The organism is Kitasatospora nipponensis (assembly GCF_039528135.1).
GTDB classification, from domain to species: Bacteria; Actinomycetota; Actinomycetes; order Streptomycetales; family Streptomycetaceae; genus Kitasatospora; species Kitasatospora nipponensis.
The window spans coordinates 1-17,640 of sequence record NZ_BAAALF010000050.1 but is presented as its reverse complement, the minus strand read 5'-3'; the positions used below and the strand labels follow the sequence as shown (position 1 = coordinate 17,640).

Below are 17,640 nucleotides of genomic sequence, written 5' to 3'. Positions count from 1 at the left end.
TCCAGCGCCGAGTTCCTGTTTGCGGACGTGTCGGCGCTGCTGGTGAGCGCCGGTGCGGCGAACGCCGCGCTGGCGGGAGTGGAGGTGGTCGCAGGCGTGGGGAGTTGGAGCTGCACGGGCATGGGGACAGACCTCCGGCAGGAGTCGGGAGAAGGGGAAAGGCGATTGAGGGGCGACCCGGGTGATCGGCGCACGTGGGCACGGTGCGCGTGACGGCGGGCGCGGATGGTGGGCCGGGGACGTCTGGCCTGGTCAGCGGTGGTGTTCACCAGCGGTGCGTGAAGGTAGCATCGCTTCAAGCGCGCATTCAAGTGCATCCCTCCTCATCTGTTTCGGTGGCCGGTGGGGACGCGAGTACTGTGGCCCCGGTCTTCCGTTTTGGGCGGGCCGGATTTCGGTGGTAGAGGCGCAGAGAAGGCGGGGTGACCTGCGGTGACGGTGGGGCGGCGGGGACGTAGACCGGCGGGCGGCACGGTGCTGCTGACGTTCGAGGTCATCGCCGGGGCCCTGCGGGAACGGATCCGCTCCGGGGAGCTGAAGCCCGGGGACGCGCTGCCGACACAGACCGTGTTGATGGCGGAGTACGGGGCCTCCAGCCTGTCCGTGCAGAAGGCCATGGCCCTGCTGAAGCAGGACGGCTACGCGATCTCCCGCCCCGGCAAGGGAGCCTTCGTCGCCCACCCCGACGCTGACGGTGACTCAGGTGACGGGGAGGCCGGGAACACGCCCGTCGGCGGGACGGCGGCGCGCGTCGAGGCGCTGGAGCTGGCACTGGCCGAGACGCTCGAACAGCTCACCGCCCTGCGTGCCCGCGTCGAAGCCCTCGAAGCGGGCGACACCGAGCGAGGTTGCTGACCCGTCGGCCGCTGGACGACAGGGGCTGGAGCCGTGCGTCCAGATTTTCTCTACGAGGTTCAAGGCGGGTCCCGCCCGCTGGGACCGGCCCGGCGTCGCCGACCGACCCAGGGTCGGACCGGCCCCGAGGTCTTCACGGGTGTAGGCGGTCAGCGGTCCGTCGGGTCGTGAGCGGGGCTCGACTGGTGCCCGATGGGAGCAAGTTGTGGGGTAAGCGCTGCTTACCCCAGCACCGCCCAGGGTCGGAGCAAGTTGTGGGGTAAGGACTCCTTGCGCCTTGCGGAGCAAGTTGTCGCCTGCGACCGTCCTACGGTCCGATCGCGGGCATAGGGTCGGCCAGGGGTCCGACCCTCCCTCTCCCGCCGCCGGGCCCGCCGTGGGCGATGTCCGACGCCGCCTCGGCTCCGCAGCGCAGGCTCCCCGCCGACCGCTCTTGTGCCGAGCGACCAGAGCGTGCGCAAGCCCGCCGAGTGCCGAGACTCCCGCAAGCAGCAGTCCGAACTCGACCCCCGTGCGATCACGATCAGGACGCCAGCAGCTCGGTGACTTCGGGAACGTCACGGAACGCTCGCAACCGGTTCAGCACGATCCGTGCGCGCTCGGTGGTGCGTTCGCTGCCGCTCTGCCCCAGGGCGAGCATCCGGCCAGCGGTCCCGGCTGCGGCCTCGGGCTCGTTCGCGTCGGCGTAGGCCACGGCCAGCCAGGACAGATACAGCGCCAACTCCCTCGCGTGACTTGCGTCGTAACGGCCCAGGACGTCCGTCAGCAGCGGTACGACGCGAAGCGGCCGGTGCAGCTCGGTGTAGACGCGGGCCTCCATGACCTGGAGTTCCCCGGCGTCCATCCAGTACAGGTACGACGGCGATTCGGTGCCGGCCGAGTCCTGGGCCAGCGCTTCGCCCGCTTCCCCGAGGGCGGTCATCGCCGGGCGGTCCTGCCCTGCGCGGGTGTGGGCCCAGGCCACGCGGTCCAGGTAGAGCGCGCGAGCCTTGGGCGGGGCGTCCGGCCCGGCGCTGTCCAGGGCCGCGCGGGCCAGGTGCACCGCGTCGGTTGCCCGTCCGGTGTTGCTCCACTGGTAGGCCAGCGAGCCCGCGACGTTCCCCGACAGCACCCCGTCCCCCGCCGCACGGGCCGCACTCATGCCGAGCCGGTAGATCCGCTCGGCCTCGGCATGCTCGCCCGCGTCGGAGGCCACCCACCCGGCGATCTGAGACAACTCACCGATGACCCGAAGCAGTTCGCTTCCCACCTCCTCGGTGTGGGTGCCCTCCCGGTAGAGCTTCACCGCCGCCCGCAGATCCCGCAGGGCGGGGCCGATCAGGTCCTTGCCGTACACCACGTCATCGGCCAGCCGCAGGCCGTGGACCTGCTGAGCCAGGTCGGCCACCTGCCCAGCCCCGATCCGACGGCCCGTACGGGCGCTCAGCAGGGACAGCGGGTCGCCCTCGGGCAGGAAGTCGGCCACGGTCAGCACACGCGGCGCGGACTCGGGGGGCTGGACCGCCTTCGCCGCTTCCAGCAGCTCGCGCGGCACCTCCAGCACCAGCGCGAGGAAGGGCAGCCACTCGCGCGGGGACCGAGTGCCGATCTCCCAGCGGGACACGTCGTTTCGCGTCGGAGGAACGCGCCCAGGAGCAGGGCTGTGGAGTTGGCGGGGCGCTGAATGTGATCGTGCCCGCCGAAGCAGTGCTGGGCGGCAGCTTGCCGCCCAGTTGCGCGTCTGCGGGCCGGGCGGGTCCGCATTTCACACGCATTGACCCATCAGCGGCGACAGTGGCCCCAACGGAGTTTGCTTCGCCGGGGCCGCTGCAGGGCTTCGGCATAGTCTGCAGGTGTCCGTTTTGTGATCACGCGAGGCCGAGGAGTGCGAGGGGTCGACGGGCGTCGCGTGCGTTGCGGCGGAGGCCAGCGGCGAAGTTTTTGACGCCGCTACTGAATTTGAGGCGGTGGCGGGCGGTTCGGGCCTGGCGGGGTGGTCGGGCGATCGTAAGGTGCCGGTGGGCGCGGATCCGGGCGAGCGTGTGGGCGATCAACTCGCTTGCCGTGGCGATGTAATGATGTTTATGGCGGCGGGCGGTGACCGAGTGGTCCGTTGACGGACGATCTCCCTGCGGCGATCACCGTGATGACCTGCGGGAGCACTCCGAGGGCTGCTCGCACCAGGCCCGGTGACCTGCATGAAGCACGATGACTTCCTCAATAGACCCCGATGGCCAGAGCCCCTCGTCCGAGCCCAAGGGCTATTCTTCATCGTCGAGCTGGGGCCGCGCGCCGAATCCGTCGTCTCGGGGAACTACGCGATCGAGCTGGGGGACTACCTGGCGGGGATCGCCGGCTGAGGGGGTCACTGGTGGCGGCGGGCGGTGGGGGCCGGGCCGCAGCGGGCGCAGACGCACTGGGGCCAGATCAGGGCGGCGTTGATCTCCCAGAAGTTGGCGGGTCTGACTTCTCGTACCGGGACCAGGTCGATCCGCCGGCCGGTGGGGGTGACGCGGTAGACGCCGAGGGTCATGCGGCTCACGTGCTCAGTTCCTTTCGCACACCGGGCAGTTCGGCCAGCCCAGAGGGCAGCGTGTGCCCTGGGATGACGCGGCCCGTGCAGTGCGCGTGCTCGGAGATGTGGTCGGCGATCGCCTGGAGGGTGCGGACGCCGCACCCGCCGAGTTCGATGTGGACGCCGTGGGGTGTCCAGGTGACGCGGGCGGCCGCCAGCGAGACCAGTGGGGGCAGTCCGGCCAGGGCCAGCGCGTCCACCATGGCCGTGACGGTCCGCATCGCGGCGGCTCGCTGCTCGCGGACGAACCGCTCGTCGGGCGACTCAAAGCTGATGTTGGGCACGGGCGTTCAGTCCATCGGTGAGGAGGTCGGCGAGTTCGACCACCACGTCCGGGCGGGCCCGCCCGAAGTCGACCAGGACCATGCCGGTGAACGGTGACGAGGAGTCGAGCCCGGCCGAGGGGAGCACGAGCCCGGCGGCCGTCAGCGCGGCGGTCAGCCGTTCGAGGGCGCTCGCGGCCTCCTCGCGCGCCTGCTTCGTGATCACGGTGAGCCTTGAGCTCTCCCTGTGCTTCTCCACCACCGGTCCTTTCGTCGCTGTCTGCCACCAAGCATCGGCAGCCGGTAGTACGTTGGGGAGATCCATCCCCGTGACAGTGGGTATCTGTCACGGATCCTCGAAGGACAGGTGGGGACATGGCGTCACGGCGTTCGAACGAGCACCCTCCGCTGACGCCGGAGGCCTGGGGCTGGCTGCTGCGCGACTGGCGCGAACGGGCGGGCTGGAAGGCGGCCGCGCTGGCCCGTGAAATGCACTGCGACGCTTCGCTGTTGTCGCGCTTCGAGGCCGCCGAGCGGGCGCCGCGGCTCGAGTACGTCGAGCGGCTGGACCTGCTGCTGAAGGCGGAGGGGGCGCTGCTGCGGGCGTGGAAGGACGTGGACTGGCAGCGGGAGGTGGTGCACCCGGACTGGTTCAAGCTGTACGCGAGTCTGGAGGCCAAGGCGGAGGTGGCGAGGGGGTACGACGCCAGGCGGGTCTGGGGCCTGTTGCAGACTCCGGCCTATGCGAGGGCGTTGTTCCGATTCGTGCGACCTGATGCGAGTGATCAGGAGATCGCGAACAGCGTTGCGGCCCGGATGAGTCGGCAGAAGCGCTTCCTGGCGGCTGGCGGGCCGCAGATTGTGGCGATCCTTGACGAGGCGAGCATCCGGAGCCATGTCGGAGGCAGGGCGGTGATGCGTGAGCAGCTTGAGCGCCTGCTTGTGGTCGGGGAGCGATACCCCAACATCGTTATCCAGGTCGCCCAGTTCGAGTTGGGGGAGCGTACTGGCAGGAGCGGCAGTATGACTCTGTTGACCCTGCCGGGCGGCGAGCACTGGGGCTACTCGGAAAGCATGAGCCGAGGGCATCTGATCAGCGATCCGGAGGCCCTCGCAGGCTACTCCCGGTTCTATGATCGGCTCCGGGCGGAAGCATTGTCCGCTCCGGACTCTGCCCGCCTGATTCGCCACGTCATGAGAGGGCTCTGCAACGTGACCATCACTCAGCAGTCGAAGCCAGTCGTGTACTCGCACCGTAAGGCGGACTGGCAGACCAGTAGCTACAGCGAGGGCGACGGTGGGAACTGCGTTGAGGTGGCGCTGAACCTCGACGCCGTCGTCCCCGTCCGCGACAGCAAGGACCGCCAGGGCCCCGCGCTGACCTTCACCGCCTCCGCCTGGTCCGCCTTCACGCAGGCCGTCACCGACGGCGAGTTCGGCGCCACCTCGTGACGGCGGGGCGCTGAACCTCGACGCCGTCGTCCCTGTCCGTGACAGCAAGGACCGTCAGGGTCCCGCGCTGACCTTCACCACGGCCGCCTGGTCGGGGTTCGCCAGGGCCGTCGCCGCCGACGCGCTCTGAGCCGACTCGCCGTCCCCGCGCCCGAGGGCGATGGCCGCGAAGGTGAGCAGCGCGCAGAGCGGGTAGATCCAACTGGGGCCGAGCAGGTACCAGGGGGTGCGGGCGGTGGCGGCCGGGTTGAGGTTGGTCACCACGCCGGTGAGCGGGACCGCCCAGGTGGCGGTGGCGACCAGCCAGGCCGCCGCCGCCACCCGGCACCACGCCGCGCGGGCCAGGGGTCCGTGCACCAGCCAGATCAGCGTGGGCAGGATCCAGACCCAGTGGTGGCTCCAGGAGATCGGGCAGAGCAGCAGCCCGAGCAGCTGGGCGGTGATCACCATGGCGAGTGTGTCGCCGCGCCGGGCAGCGGTGCGCAGTGCGAGACCGGCGGCCACCGTCACCAGGGCCGCCGCGATCCACCAGGGCGCCGCGAACCCTATGTCGTGGCCGACGAAGCGGGTGAGCGCGCCGCGCAGCGACTGGTTCTCCGGGGATTCGAGGTGTCCGATCCGTCCGGTGTCGCGCAGCGCGTGGAACCAGAACTGCGCCGAGTCCGCCGGCGCCAGCAGCCACGCCAGTCCCACCGTCGCGGCGAAGGCCGCCGCCGACCACGCGGCCGCCGCCCACTTGCGCGCGGCCAGGAAGTAGAGCCCGCAGGCGGCCGGCGTCAGCTTGATACCCGCCGCCAGCCCGACGCCCAGCCCCGCCACCACCGGCCGGCGGTGGCCGACGGCGGTGAGCACCACGGCCCCGAGGATCAGGCTGATCTGCCCGAGGTTGAAGGTGTGACGGACCGGTTCGAGCCAGAGCGCGCCCGCCGTCCAGAGAGTCAGCTGGTCACGGGTGGGACGGGCGGTGCCCTCGGGGAGCATCCGGGCGGCGCCCCGGATGAGCAGGACGAGCGAGAGCAGCGAGAGCAGGTGCCAGATTCCGGCGGCGGCCCACCAGGGGAGCGCGGCCAGTGGCAGGAAGAGCAGCGCCGCGAACGGGGGGTAGGTGAAGGGCAGCGGCAGGGCGCCCGGGTCGGCGCGCACCAGCTGGAAGTCGTACAGGCTGCCGCTCAGCACGTGCGGGGCGGCCCGGTAGTAGACCCGCAGGTCGAACATGTCGGTCGCCGTCAGGGTGAGCACCAGATGGACCAGCAGCGAGAGACCCAGCAGCCATGCCGCGTGCCGCAGCACCCATCGCCTCACCCGCGGTCCCCGTTCCGCTCACGCCGCCGCGGACCGCCGCAGGCTGCCACACGCCCCGTCACCCCGCGCCCACCACGCAAGGCCTTCCGAAGCATACGCGGCAGGCCCGGCCGGGCCGGTGCGGGCGCGCTGGCCGGAACGTGCCAGTGGCATAGCGCGCGTCATGGACACATCCACCACAGGGTGTCAGGGTCTCCCCGGGACCTGCACAACCGGTCCCTGAACCGTCCGTGGTTCGTCCATGCGAGGGGAGGCAGATTTCGATGGGTAAGCGTGTACTCGCCGGTCTGGTGACCGGGGCCGCGTTCGCGGCGGTGGCCGTGATCGGGGCGCCGGCCGCCCAGGCGGCACCGGCCGTACCGGCCGCCGGAACACCGGTGAACTGCGCCAACGTCTACATCGGCACCGCCGGCAACCAGCAGTTCCTGCACGCGCAGTGCTCGCCGGTGACCGCGCACACCTGGACACTGGTCGTCCAGTGCTCCAGTGGCGCGACCAACAGCTCTGGCCCGTACAGCGGGTTCATGGACGTGTACCTCTACTGTCCGCCCGGCACCACCGTCACCAACGGCTGGATCAACTACACCTGAGCCAGCCCGTCGTGACCGCGCATCGTTCGACCCCGGCCCAGTGCGAACCCGGGGTCGAACGTGTGCGCAGCGCCCGATAGGGTGACCCCGCTCCGGGGGGACAGCCCTTCGGGCTGACGCGGTCCCACAGGGCCGCCGCAGAAGAAGCAGGACAGCTCGTGAAACTCGCTCGTTCGTCGGCGCTCGCCCTTGCCGCGCTCGGTCTCACCTCGCTGCAGTTGGCCGCCGGCTCGGCCGCGTTCGCCGACGACTTCGACTCGCTGACCCTCAATGAGTGGGGTTACAACACCGGGCACCAGACCTCCGTGGTCGCCCCGGGTGACTCGATGGGCCTGGGGCTCTACGTGGGCGGCCCGGCCAGCGCCACGACCCAGGCCAACATCCTGGTCACGGTGAAGCCGCACGGCGCCGCCGCCCCCGCGCTGCCCACCGGCGTCTCGCTGGCCCTCGACGGCACCAACTGCACGCCGGCGGTGCCCGGCACGGCCGCCGCCCAGTCCGCCGCCTTCATCTGCGACATGACCAAGGCCACCGCGACCATGCCGCCGAGCCCGCAGGGCGCGAACGGTTCGCCGGGGCACAACACCCTGACGGTCCAGCTCGGCGCGAGCGCGGTGGACAGCACGCTGTTCGACGTGACGCAGACCCTGGTCCCGCACGCGGACCTGACGCTCGCGCAGGTCGAGGCGGACCAGAAGGCCGGCAAGACCTTCAAGAACGTCACCCACGTCATCGAGGTCGAGTCCAAGGACCGCGCCTCGCAGGGCAAGAGCACCTTCCAGCTGGCCGACTTCACCGCCGGCCAGAGCGTGGTGCAGACCGTCAAGGTGCACGCCGCCGACCACCCGGACGTGCTCATCACGGCCGAGGGCACGGTGGGCGGTGCCAGCTGGACCCCCACGTCGAAGGGCCAGATCCCGCTGCCGGCAGGCCTGGACCTGGTGAGCGCGGAGGCGGACAACGGAGCCACCTGCCAGGCGCTCCCGGTCACCGCGCAGCACGAGCAGTCGGTCGAGGACCCGTGGATCGCGCACTGCCTGCTGGTGCCCGGCGACACCACGCTGAAGCTGTCCTTCAAGGCGGACGCCGCCCTGAAGGACACCCAGGTGAAGCTGCACAGCGGCTACAACGTGTACGCCAAGGACCCGTTCAGCCGCCCGTTCAGTGACGCGACCGGCACCTTCGCGGTGAAGGCCGCCGCCGTCGCGCCGGCCGGCGCTTCGGCCCCGGCGACCGCCTCGGCCACGCCGTCCAAGGCAGCCAGCGGCAAGCCGGCCACGCCGTCCGCGTCGGCGAGCCGCAGTGCCACGCCCGCCGCCGGTCAGCAGCTCGCCTCCACCGGTGCCGGCAACACGGTCGGTTACGGCATCGCCGGTGCGGCCGTGCTGGCCGCCGGTGTCGGCATCGTGCTGGTCGCGCGCCGCCGGGCCGTGCGCGGCTGACGCCACCCGGTCTCCGGGACGCCTCCGTTCGACCCCGGGTTCCCTGCGGACCCGGGGTCGAACGTGTGCACAGCACTCGATAGGGTGACCCCGCTCCGGGGGGACGGCCCTTCGGGCTGACGCGGCCCCAGAGGGCCGCCGCACCAGAAGCAGGACGGCTTCGTGAAACTCGTTCGTTCGTCGGCAGTCGCTCTCGCGGCGCTCGGTCTCTGCGCCCTGCAGCTGGCCGCCGGCTCGGCCGCCTCCGCCGACGACCTCGGCTCGCTGAAGCTCACTGACTGGTTGAGCCAGTCCTCCGTGCTCACCGGCGGGTCGGCGACGTTCGGAATCTGGGTGCAGGCCCCGGGTGGGGGCAAGGTCGACGCCAACGTCCTGGTCACCGTGAAACCGCACGGCAGCACCACCGCGTCGCTGCCCACCGGCGTCTCGCTGAGCTTCAAGGGGAGCAACTGCACGCCGGCGGTGCCGGGAACGGCACCGGCCGAGGCCGCTGCCTTCATGTGCGACGTGACCCGGGCGGCCCTGGCGAGCCCGGACAGCTCGCCCCCCATGTCTGGGTGGACCGACGGGACCGTCACCGTCGGCGCGAGCGTGGTGGACGGCACGCAGTTCGACCTCTCGCAGACCCTGGTCCCGCACGCGGACCTGACGCTCGCGCAGGTCGAAGCCGACCAGAAGGCCGGCAAGGCCTTCCAGAGCAACAGCACCGTGTACCAGGTCCTACCGAAGGGCTGGACCCCGCAGAACACGGCCACCTACCAGCTGACCGACTTCACCGCCGGGCAGAGCGCGGTGCAGAGCGTCAAGTTGCAGAGCAACAGTCAGACGGGCTGGACGATCACGACCGACGGCACGGTGGGCGGCCAGCCGTGGGACCCGACGCCGAACCCGGATCGGCTGCGCCTGCCGTACGGCCTCGACCTGGTCGACCTGGCCTATGACAACGGGGCGCAGTGCGAGAACGTCAGCCAGGAATGGCAGCACCGGCGGGGCGGGGAGGGCGAGTGGTTGGTGTCCTGCTCCGTGCAGCCCGGCGAAACCACGGTGAAGATGACCTTCAAGGCGGCGGCCGACCTGAAGGAGGCCCGGGTGGCGCTGCACAGCGATGCCTACAGCAGCGCGCATTCCGCCGTCGGGACCTTCACGGTGAAGCCCGCCGCCGTGACGTCGGGCAGCGCCTCGGCGAGTGCTTCGGCGCCCGCCGCGGGGCCCACCTCCGCGACTGTTTCGGCCGGCGCGTCCACGGCGGCCGGGGCAGCCTCGCGGTCGGCGACGCCCGCCGCGCCGTCCGCGTCGGCGAGCCGCAGCGCCACGCCGGCCGCCGGTCAGCAGTTGGCGTCGACCGGTGCCGGTGACACGGTCGGGTACGGCGTCGCGGGTGCGGTGGTGCTGGCCGCGGGCGTGGGCATCGTGGTCCTCGCGCGTCGCCGGGCGGCGCGCGGCTGACGCTGACGCCCTGAGGTACCGAGGTGGGGCGGGGGGGGGGGGGGGGTCGCTCCGGCCGACTTTTCGTGGCCGGGTGCTCACCGACCGGGAGTCCATCCGGCCCAGCCCGGCCACCAGCGGAGTGCCGGGATCAGTACCAGCGCTGGTTCTGGTTGTTCCAGTCGGTCGGGTTCACGTAGACCGAGCCGGGGCCGGTGTTGTTCTGATCGCCGGCCCAGTCCAGGAAGTAACCGCTCATGACATTCTGGAGCTTCCACCCACCGCCGTTCGCGGGGATCTCGCGCCACCGCTCGTACCAGTTGGTGGCGTCCTTGCCGGAGTTGCAGTTCTCCGTGTAGGCGTGCTGGCCGTAGCCCGTCAGGCATCGGCCGAAGGTGTCGATCTCGTTCCAGCTGCCGTCGGTGTTCAGTACGTCCCGCCAGCCGCCGCCGTCGTAGAGGCCCACGTCCCCGCCGCCGGCCTGGCCGTAGAGGTAGCGGCCCTGCTCCTGGGAACCGTTCGCCGCGCCGTTTCGCCAGGTGACCGACGCGTCCGCAGTGGCGGAACCGGTGATTCCGATGGTCATGGCCGGCAGGGCCGCGACCAGGAGGACGGCCTTGAGTGTTTTGCTTCCGAGCATTCTCTCCCCCAATGCCAGTGGCGATATCGCCGTTCCGTGGCGATATCGCGAATGAGTAGTCGCAGGCTATCACAGGGTCATGAAATACAATTCGTGCAAAGATTGCCATGTAGTGCGCCATATGGAATTTTGTCCTGATATTCTTCGTTTGGCCGGCGAAATGTGGAAGTTCTGTCGAATTAATTGCGAGGTCGACCGACCGGCGTTCTGGGCCCGGCGGCCGTGGCCGCCGGGTCGCCCGGCACCTCGTGGACGGCGCGCCGCGGGTGCGGTGTGATCACGCCGTCGGATCTGCCCAAGCGGCGGCCCGCTCAGTACTGTTCGTTCGTGGGGGTCCGATGGTCGGGCGCGAGGGGGAGCAGGCCATGGTGTCGTCGCGGGCCGAGCGGTTGACCGCCCACCGGCACGTCTGCGGCACCCTCGCGCAGCTCGGCGACCGCGAGTTGGCGCAGCTGGTGGCGGCGGCGCCGGCGACCGGTGCCGGGATCGGCGGCACCGGCGCGCTGCTGGACGTCGACGGCGTGCCGGTCTTCGTGAAGCGGCTACCACTCACCGCGCTGGAGCAACGGCCCGAACACCTGCGGTCGACGGCCAACCTCTTCGGCCTGCCGACCTTCTGCCACTACGGCATCGGCAGCCCGGGCTTCGGCAGTTGGCGCGAGGTCGCCGCGCACACCTGGGCCACCGGCTGGGTGCTCGCCGGTGCGCACGACGGCTTCACGCTGCTCCACCACTGGCGCGTCCTGCCGGCGGTCGGCAGCGGCCTGCCGGACGAACTCGCGGATGTGGAGCGCACGGTGGCCTACTGGGAGGGCTCGCCGGCGGTCCGTGCCCGGCTCACCGCGCTGGCGGGGGCCGAGGCGAGCGTGCTGCTCTTCCAGGAGTACGTCCCGCAGAACCTGGACCGGTGGCTGACGGAACGGCTGGCCGAGGGCGGCGCGGCGGCCGAGGGGGCCTGCGCGCTGGTGGAACGCGAACTGGCCGCCACCACGGCCTTCATGAACGCGCGCGGGCTGCTGCACTTCGACGGCCACTTCGAGAACGTGATGACCGACGGCGAGCGGCTGTACTTCACCGACTTCGGCCTGGCGATATCGAACCGCTTCGCGCTGACGCCCGCCGAGTCGGCCTTCCACCGCACGCATGCGACCTACGACCGCTGCTACACGGTCACCCACTTCACCCACTGGCTGGCCAGGGCCGCCCACACCCACCCGCTGCCGCCCGCCGCCACCGAGATCATCGCGCGCTACACCCCGATCGCCGACGTGATGGCCGACTTCTACCGCGCCCTGCAGAAGGAGAGCCGCCGCACCCCGTACCCGGTGGAGCGGATCCGCCGGATCGGGGTGGCGAGCGGCCTGCTCGACGGCTGAGCTCAGGGCGCAGCGGTGGGGCTGCCGGGCGGCTGGAGGCAGGGGCTGGTGGCGCTGAGGGTCATCTCGTCGCCGTCGCCGGCAGAGTTGGCGGCGAGGTTGTAGTCGCTGGGGTGGTTGGCGCGGACCTCCGCGTCGACGGTGCCGTCTGCGCCCTTCTCCTGGTAGGCCGAGATGGTGAGGCCCTCCTTCTTGAGCAGGCAGCACAGTGCCGCCCCGGCGGGCGGAGGGATCCGCCGGGACGGCACTGTGGGAGGTCGGTCAGGCGGCGTCGGAGGGCTGGCCGGCCTCGGCGTCGGCGGTCTCCTCCTCGGGGGCCTCCTGGCGCCCGGCCTGGAGGCCGACGAAGGCCACCACGGCCGCCACCGCCATCACGGCGGCCATCGCGTACAGCACGGTGCGCGTGGCGTAGGCGAAGTCGAGGCGGATGAACTGCGGGATCGCGCTGACGCCCCCGCTGCCGCCGTGGGCCTGGGAGATGGCCTTGGCCTGCGCCTCGGCCTGCGGGCGCGGCATCCCCTGGGCGACCAGCGAGTCGGTGGCCCGGCGGCTGAGTTCGGCGACGAAGGTGGTGCCGAGGATCGCCAGGCCCAGGCTGGCCGCGTAGTTGCGCACGGTCTGGGTGATGCCGGTGGCCTCGCCGTAGGAGAGCCGGGAGGCGCGGTTGACCGCGTCGGTGCTGGCGGTGCCGAGCATGAAGCCCATCCCGGCGCCGGCCATGACGACGTACCACTGCTGGCTGTTGAAGTCGAGCTTGGTCACCTGGCCGGCCCACAGGGCGAAGCCGACCGCGGACAGCACGCAGCCGATGACCACCGGGCGCTTGGCGCCGTCGCGGTCCAGCATCCGGCCGCCGATCTGCGCGGCGACGACGAAGCCGAGGAAGAAGTAGAGCAGGTAGAGGCCGGCCTGCGAGGCGCTCTTGCCGAGGGCGACCTGGGCGTACTCGCTGGCGAAGAAGAAGATCGGCACGAAGACCAGCATCGAGATGCCGAGCACCAGGTTCTGCACCGAGAAGGCCCGGATCCGGAAGATCGAGACCTGGATCAGCGGGGAGGCGGTGCGCTGCTCGACGAAGTAGAAGGCCACCAGGATCAGCACGCCCGCCGCGATGCACAGGCCGATCGCGGGGTTGCTCCAGCCCCAGATGGGCGCCTGCTGGAAGCCGAAGACGCTCAGGCCCACGCCGGAGGCGATCAGCACCAGGCCGCGGTAGTCCATCGGCGCGGGGCGGTGCTCGGTCCGCGGGCGCGAGAGGGCGATCAGCACCAGGGCGATCAGCGCCACCGGGATGTTGACCCAGAAGATGGCCCGCCAGGTCCACTGGGTGAGGTAGCCGCCCAGGACCGGGCCGACCGCGGTCAGGCCGCCCGCGATGCCGAAGAACATCGCCAGCGCCTTGCCGCGCTCGCGCAGGGCGAAGGTCTGCACGACGATCGCCAGTGCCGCCGGGAACATGATCGCGCCGCCGGCTCCCTGGAGGGCGCGGAAGGTGACCAGCCAGGCCTCGGCCAGGCCGCCCTTGGGGGTGAGGCCGCAGAGCGCGGAGGCGCCCGCGAAGATCACCACGCCCAGCACCACCATCTTCAGGTGGCCCACGGTGTCCGCGAGCCGGCCGCCGAAGGCGAAGAGGGCGGCCAGCGCGATCAGGTAGGCGTTCACCGCCCACTGGATGCCGGTGTTGCTCAGGCCGAGCTCGCTCTGGATCTGCGGCACGGCGATGGACACGATGGTCTGGTCGATGAAGGTCATCGCGACGGCGAAGATCATCGCGGCGAGGACGAGGTATTTCGGTCGGCCATCCGTTCCGGTGGCGACGGACATGCTTCTCTCCTGGGGCTGACGGTGCGACAGGTGCGGTGCGGCGGAGCAGCGGTACGGCGGTGCGGGTGGCGCGACAGGCGTCACGTGCCGGGCGTCAGGTGCCGGGCGTCCGGCGCCAGCACTGATGGTGGCACGACGAAGGGGGTGTCCGCCGAAGCGGACACCCCCTCGTGACCGGGCGTCAGTGCGAGGCGCGCAGGTTGAGCAGCACCACGCCCACGATGATCAGCGCGATCCCGGCCAGCTGCGGTTTGCCCAGCTGCTCGCCGAAGGCGGCCACGCCGATCGCGGCGACCGCCGCCGTCCCCGCGCCGGACCAGACCGCGTACGCGACCGAGACCGGTATCTGCTTCAGGGCCTGGCCGAGCAGCAGGAAGGAGAGCACGTAACCGACCCCGACCCCCATGCTCGGCCACAGCCGGCTGAAGCCGTCGGTCAGCTTGAGACAGCTGGTGGCGCAGACCTCGCTGAGGATGGCGAACGTGAGCAGAAGGTAGGGCATGGCGCCTATTCTGCGTTCCGCGCCGCGAGGGCCGCGAGCAGGGGTACGTCGGCCTGCAGCAGGCTGGCCAGCAACGTTGTCCGCGCGCCGGCGGGGATCGCGGCGTCCGAGGAGGGCACCGCCAGCACCGCGCAGCCGGCCGCCTGCGCGGAGGCGACGCCGGTGGGGGTGTCCTCGACGGCCACGCAGTCCGCCGGGTCCAGGCCCAGGTGGGCCGCGGCGGCGAGGTACGGGTCCGGCTCGGGCTTGGTGTGCTCGGTGTCCTCGGCGGCCACCGTCACGGTGAACCACTCGGTGCCCAGGGTGCGCAGCACCAGGTCGACCACCGCGCGCGGCGAGGCGGAGACCAGGGCGGTGGGCACGGCGGCCGCGCGCAGGGCGGTGAGCAGGTCCAGCGCGCCGGGGCGCGGGACGACCTGCTCGCGCACCCGGGCGGTGAAGGCGGCGCTCAGCCGCGCGGCCAGCGCCGCCTCGCCCGGTGTCCGCGGCGAGGTGCGGTGCAGGTGGGCGGCGGTGTGCTCGACCGCGTGGCCGAGCACCTCGGGGACGTCCGCGTCGTCGAGCGTGCGCCCGAAGCCGGCGGCGACCTCGGCGGTCGCCTCCCACCACAGGTGCTCGGTGTCGACCAGGGTGCCGTCCATGTCGAAGAGCACGGCGGCGGGGAGCAGGGAGCCGGGGACCATCGGGGCGGTCACTGCCCGGAGCCGGCGCGGACGTCCACCAGGACCGGGCGGTCCGGGAGGGTGAGCTGCGCGCCGCCGCCGATCGGCAGTCGGGCGGCCTGCTCGGTGGGCAGGTCGACCTTGACGAGGGTGGCGTCGGGGAGCTTGACGGTCAGCCGGGTCACGGCGCCCAGGAAGCTGGCGCCCACGACCACCGCCGGGCCGCCCGCGGACGGCACCAGGCCGACGTTCTCCGGGCGCACCAGCACCTCGATCTCGCCGGTGGCCGGCACGGTGCCGTCCACGGCGTGCCGGCGGCCGAGCACCTCGACGCCGTCACCCGAGCGGGTGGCCGGGATCCGGCTCATGGTGCCGACGAACTCCGCGACGAAGGCGGTGGCCGGGCGCGCGTAGAGCTCGGAGGGGGTGGCGCACTGCTCGAGCCGCCCGGCGCGCAGCACCGCGACGCGGTCGGCCATCGACAGCGCCTCCTCCTGGTCGTGGGTCACGAACAGGGTGGTGATGCCGAGGTCCTGCTGCAGGCGGCGGATCTCCTCGCGCAGGTTGAGCCGCACCTTGGCGTCCAGCGCGGAGAGCGGCTCGTCGAGCAGCAGCACCCGCGGCTGCAGGGCCAGCGCGCGGGCCAGCGCGATGCGCTGCTGCTGGCCGCCGGACATCTGGTGCGGGTAGTGCTCGGCGCGCTGCGGCAGGCCGACCAGCTCCAGCAGCTCCATGGCCTTCCTGCGGCGGCTCTCCTTGCCGACCCGGCGCATCTTGAGGCCGAAGGAGACGTTGTCCAGCGCGCTCAGGTGCGGGAAGAGGCTGTAGGACTGGAAGACCATGCCCGCGTCACGCTTGTGCGCGGGGATCCTGGTGACGTCCTCGCCGTCCACCAGCACGTCGCCCGAGTCGTGCGTCTCGAAGCCGGCCAGGATCCGCAGCGCGGTGGTCTTGCCGCAGCCCGACGGGCCGAGCAGGGCGAGCAGCTCGCCCGGGTGGACCGTCAGGTCGAGCCCGTCGAGGGCCACCGTCGAGCCGAACGCGCGGCGCAGCGAGCGGAACTCGACGGTGGCGCTACCGGGGCGCGGGGCGACCCCGGCGGGCGGGGCGGAGATCGGGGAGATGGTCATGGCGGTGAGAACTCCTGGAGGAAAAGCGGTGGGGGATCAGGACCTGGCGGCGGTGCGGCTGTGCCGCTCGCGGCCCACGGCGGACATCAGGAGCAGGACGATCCAGACGATCAGCAGGCTCAGGATCGAGACCGCGACCGACATCTGTCCGTCACTCTTGCCGTTGGAGTTGATCCACACCGAGAACGGCGCGAAGCCGAGGATCGAGGCGGTGGTGAATTCGCCGAGGACCAGCGCGACGGTGATGACCGAGGCGTTCAGCAGCGCGGTGCGCAGGTTGGGCACGACGACCGACAGGACCGCGCGCGGCCAGCTCGCGCCGCAGCTGCGGGCCGCCTCGACCAGGGTCTTGACGTCCACGCCGCGCAGGCCGCCGTCGATCGCCCGGTAGGCGAAGGGCAGCGCCATCAGCACGTAGGCGATCACCAGCACGACCGGGAAGTCCGGGTCCTGGATGGCCACGATGGTCTGGAAGAACGGCGTGTCGTGCAGGTAGTCCGGTCCCCAGCGCAGCACGCCGATGATGCCGGTGGTGAGCGCCACCACCGGGACCACCAGCGGCAGCGAGCAGACCACCTCGACGACCGGGGCGAGCCTGGGCGCACCGAGCTTGACCGCGATCATCGCCGGCACCAGCAGGAGCAGCAGCGCCGCCACGGTCACCAGCGCCAGCTCCATGCTGAGCTGGAGGCTGGTCAGGAAGCCCGGCGCCTGGAGCAGCGCGGTGTAGGCGTGGAAGTCCAGGCCGTGCGGGCTGTCGATGCTGAAGTACACCGAGGCGGCCAGCGGCACCGCGAAGTAGACCGTGCCCAGCAGCAGGATCGCGCCGCGTCCGAACCGGACGTTGGCCACGGGGGATCGACGCTTCAGCTCAGCCACTTGGCACTCCGGCGCTGCAGGGGGAGGTAGATCGCCATGACCAGGCAGGCGACCACGATCATGTCCAGACCCAGGGCGAGGGCGAGGTTGCCCTGCCCGACCAGCACGTTGCCGGAGAGCGCGTCGGCGATCTGCATGCTGATCAGCGGGACCGAACTGCCCACCATGGCGGCCGCGGTGGCGTACGCGGCGAACGCGGAGCCGAACAGCAGCACGTAGCCGCCGAGCAGCGAGGGCAGCAGGATCGGCAGCGCGACGTGCCGCCAGTACTGGACGAGGGTGGCGCCGTTGTTGGCGGCCGCCTCACGCCACTGCACCCGCAGACCCTCCAGGGCCGGGGTGACGGTGAGGATCATCAGCGGGATGAGGAAGTAGAGGTACACCACCGTCAGGCCGCTGAAGGTGTACAGGCTCCAGCCGTGGCTGGTGAGGTGGAACTGCTTGGTGACCTCACCGGCGTTGCCGAGCGTGGCGACGAACATGAAGGCCAGCGGCACGCCGCCGAAGTTGGCCAGCACGCCGGAGCCGGACAGGACCGCCTCGCGCAGGACGCGGAACCGCGAGGTGGCCACCGCCTGGGCGAGCGGCAGGCCGATGACCGTGCCGACCAGGGCGGTCAGCGCGGACAGCTTCACGCTGCCCCACAGGGCCGTCCAGTAGGCGCCCTGGAGGGAGTTGGTGAGGTTGTCGGTGGTGAAGGTGCCACCGCCGCCGGGGGCGTCGGTGGAGGTGGTGAAGGCGCCG

At 71.5% G+C, this 17,640-nt stretch carries 20 protein-coding genes and 1 pseudogene; 8 read left to right on the top strand and 13 right to left on the bottom strand.

What is annotated here, in order from left to right; genetic code table 11:
* Nucleotides 1–474: 474 nt before the first annotated feature.
* Entirely contained in the window at nucleotides 475–855 is a 381-nt protein-coding gene (locus tag ABD323_RS16610; RefSeq protein ID WP_344442378.1) for a winged helix-turn-helix domain-containing protein, read from the top strand.
* 523 nt (nucleotides 856–1,378) lie between these two features.
* On the opposite strand, the gene ABD323_RS16605 is transcribed toward ABD323_RS16610, so the two are convergent.
* Entirely contained in the window at nucleotides 1,379–2,458 is a 1,080-nt protein-coding gene (locus ABD323_RS16605; protein ID WP_344442377.1) for an NsdA family TPR-like regulatory protein, read from the bottom strand.
* A gap of 574 nt (nucleotides 2,459–3,032) precedes the next feature.
* On the opposite strand from ABD323_RS16605, the gene ABD323_RS16600 reads away from it, so the two are divergent.
* Nucleotides 3,033–3,194 (top strand): hypothetical protein, encoded by a 162-nt coding sequence (locus ABD323_RS16600; RefSeq protein WP_344442376.1) that lies wholly within the window; start codon nucleotides 3,033–3,035, stop codon nucleotides 3,192–3,194.
* Nucleotides 3,195–3,199: 5 nt separating this feature from the next.
* On the opposite strand, the gene ABD323_RS16595 is transcribed toward ABD323_RS16600, so the two are convergent.
* The 3 genes from ABD323_RS16595 to ABD323_RS16585 are packed head-to-tail and all read right to left on the bottom strand — an operon-like array spanning nucleotide 3,200 to nucleotide 3,931.
* Entirely contained in the window at nucleotides 3,200–3,376 is a 177-nt protein-coding gene (locus ABD323_RS16595) for a hypothetical protein (RefSeq protein WP_344442374.1), read from the bottom strand.
* Entirely contained in the window at nucleotides 3,373–3,693 is a 321-nt protein-coding gene (locus ABD323_RS16590) for a hypothetical protein (RefSeq protein ID WP_344442373.1), read from the bottom strand. The genes ABD323_RS16595 and ABD323_RS16590 overlap by 4 nt, the downstream gene beginning before the upstream one ends.
* Nucleotides 3,674–3,931, bottom strand: a complete 258-nt coding sequence (locus ABD323_RS16585) for a hypothetical protein (RefSeq protein WP_344442372.1) — start codon at nucleotides 3,929–3,931, stop codon at nucleotides 3,674–3,676. The genes ABD323_RS16590 and ABD323_RS16585 overlap by 20 nt, the downstream gene beginning before the upstream one ends.
* Nucleotides 3,932–4,047: 116 nt before the next feature.
* Between ABD323_RS16585 and ABD323_RS16580 the strand changes: the two genes are divergently transcribed.
* Together ABD323_RS16580 and ABD323_RS16575 are read left to right on the top strand one after the other, a co-directional pair.
* The gene (locus ABD323_RS16580; protein WP_344442370.1) at nucleotides 4,048–5,124 is read left to right on the top strand and encodes a Scr1 family TA system antitoxin-like transcriptional regulator; all 1,077 of its coding nucleotides are present in this window, start codon (nucleotides 4,048–4,050) and stop codon (nucleotides 5,122–5,124) included.
* A gap of 10 nt (nucleotides 5,125–5,134) precedes the next feature.
* Nucleotides 5,135–5,197, top strand: a pseudogene (locus ABD323_RS16575) (DUF397 domain-containing protein); the annotation flags it as partial.
* On the opposite strand, the gene ABD323_RS16570 reads toward ABD323_RS16575, so the two are convergent.
* Nucleotides 5,179–6,339 (bottom strand): glycosyltransferase 87 family protein, encoded by a 1,161-nt coding sequence (locus tag ABD323_RS16570; protein WP_344442398.1) that lies wholly within the window; start codon nucleotides 6,337–6,339, stop codon nucleotides 5,179–5,181. The pseudogene ABD323_RS16575 and the gene ABD323_RS16570 sit on opposite strands and share 19 nt — an antisense overlap.
* Before the next feature lie 350 nt (nucleotides 6,340–6,689).
* Between ABD323_RS16570 and ABD323_RS16565 the strand changes: the two genes are divergently transcribed.
* The 3 genes from ABD323_RS16565 to ABD323_RS16555 all read left to right on the top strand — a co-directional run bounded on the left by ABD323_RS16565 (nucleotide 6,690) and on the right by ABD323_RS16555 (nucleotide 9,904).
* On the top strand, nucleotides 6,690–7,016 hold the full coding sequence (locus ABD323_RS16565) for a hypothetical protein (protein ID WP_344442369.1): 327 nt from the start codon (nucleotides 6,690–6,692) through the stop codon (nucleotides 7,014–7,016).
* 158 nt (nucleotides 7,017–7,174) lie between these two features.
* The gene (locus ABD323_RS16560; protein WP_344442368.1) at nucleotides 7,175–8,458 is read left to right on the top strand and encodes an LPXTG cell wall anchor domain-containing protein; all 1,284 of its coding nucleotides are present in this window, start codon (nucleotides 7,175–7,177) and stop codon (nucleotides 8,456–8,458) included.
* A gap of 162 nt (nucleotides 8,459–8,620) precedes the next feature.
* On the top strand, nucleotides 8,621–9,904 hold the full coding sequence (locus ABD323_RS16555; protein ID WP_344442366.1) for a hypothetical protein: 1,284 nt from the start codon (nucleotides 8,621–8,623) through the stop codon (nucleotides 9,902–9,904).
* Between the two features lie 130 nt (nucleotides 9,905–10,034).
* On the opposite strand, the gene ABD323_RS16550 is transcribed toward ABD323_RS16555, so the two are convergent.
* Nucleotides 10,035–10,523 (bottom strand): hypothetical protein, encoded by a 489-nt coding sequence (locus ABD323_RS16550; RefSeq protein WP_344442365.1) that lies wholly within the window; start codon nucleotides 10,521–10,523, stop codon nucleotides 10,035–10,037.
* Nucleotides 10,524–10,888: 365 nt separating this feature from the next.
* Here ABD323_RS16550 and ABD323_RS16545 point away from each other — a divergent pair, with 365 nt between their 5' ends.
* Nucleotides 10,889–11,899 carry a protein kinase family protein gene (locus ABD323_RS16545; protein WP_344442364.1) on the top strand — a complete coding sequence of 337 codons (1,011 nt, stop codon included), beginning with the start codon at nucleotides 10,889–10,891 and terminating at the stop codon, nucleotides 11,897–11,899.
* Between the two features lie 2 nt (nucleotides 11,900–11,901).
* Here ABD323_RS16545 and ABD323_RS16540 read toward each other — a convergent pair whose 3' ends face one another.
* From ABD323_RS16540 to ABD323_RS16510, 7 genes are all read right to left on the bottom strand, one after another.
* Complete coding sequence (locus tag ABD323_RS16540) at nucleotides 11,902–12,147, bottom strand: hypothetical protein (protein WP_344442363.1); 246 nt, start codon at nucleotides 12,145–12,147, stop codon at nucleotides 11,902–11,904.
* Nucleotides 12,148–12,160: 13 nt separating this feature from the next.
* Complete coding sequence (locus tag ABD323_RS16535; protein WP_344442362.1) at nucleotides 12,161–13,723, bottom strand: MFS transporter; 1,563 nt, start codon at nucleotides 13,721–13,723, stop codon at nucleotides 12,161–12,163.
* Nucleotides 13,724–13,904: 181 nt separating this feature from the next.
* Nucleotides 13,905–14,225 (bottom strand): DMT family transporter, encoded by a 321-nt coding sequence (locus ABD323_RS16530; RefSeq protein WP_344442361.1) that lies wholly within the window; start codon nucleotides 14,223–14,225, stop codon nucleotides 13,905–13,907.
* A gap of 5 nt (nucleotides 14,226–14,230) precedes the next feature.
* The gene (locus ABD323_RS16525) at nucleotides 14,231–14,920 is read right to left on the bottom strand and encodes an HAD family hydrolase (RefSeq protein ID WP_344442360.1); all 690 of its coding nucleotides are present in this window, start codon (nucleotides 14,918–14,920) and stop codon (nucleotides 14,231–14,233) included.
* Nucleotides 14,917–16,017 carry an ABC transporter ATP-binding protein gene (locus ABD323_RS16520; RefSeq protein WP_344442359.1) on the bottom strand — a complete coding sequence of 367 codons (1,101 nt, stop codon included), beginning with the start codon at nucleotides 16,015–16,017 and terminating at the stop codon, nucleotides 14,917–14,919. The genes ABD323_RS16525 and ABD323_RS16520 overlap by 4 nt, the downstream gene beginning before the upstream one ends.
* A gap of 36 nt (nucleotides 16,018–16,053) precedes the next feature.
* Nucleotides 16,054–16,896, bottom strand: a complete 843-nt coding sequence (locus ABD323_RS16515) for an ABC transporter permease (protein ID WP_344442358.1) — start codon at nucleotides 16,894–16,896, stop codon at nucleotides 16,054–16,056.
* Nucleotides 16,884–17,640 (bottom strand): ABC transporter permease (locus tag ABD323_RS16510; protein ID WP_344442357.1); only part of this gene is annotated, 757 nt, incomplete at its 5' end. The genes ABD323_RS16510 and ABD323_RS16515, both read right to left, overlap by 13 nt.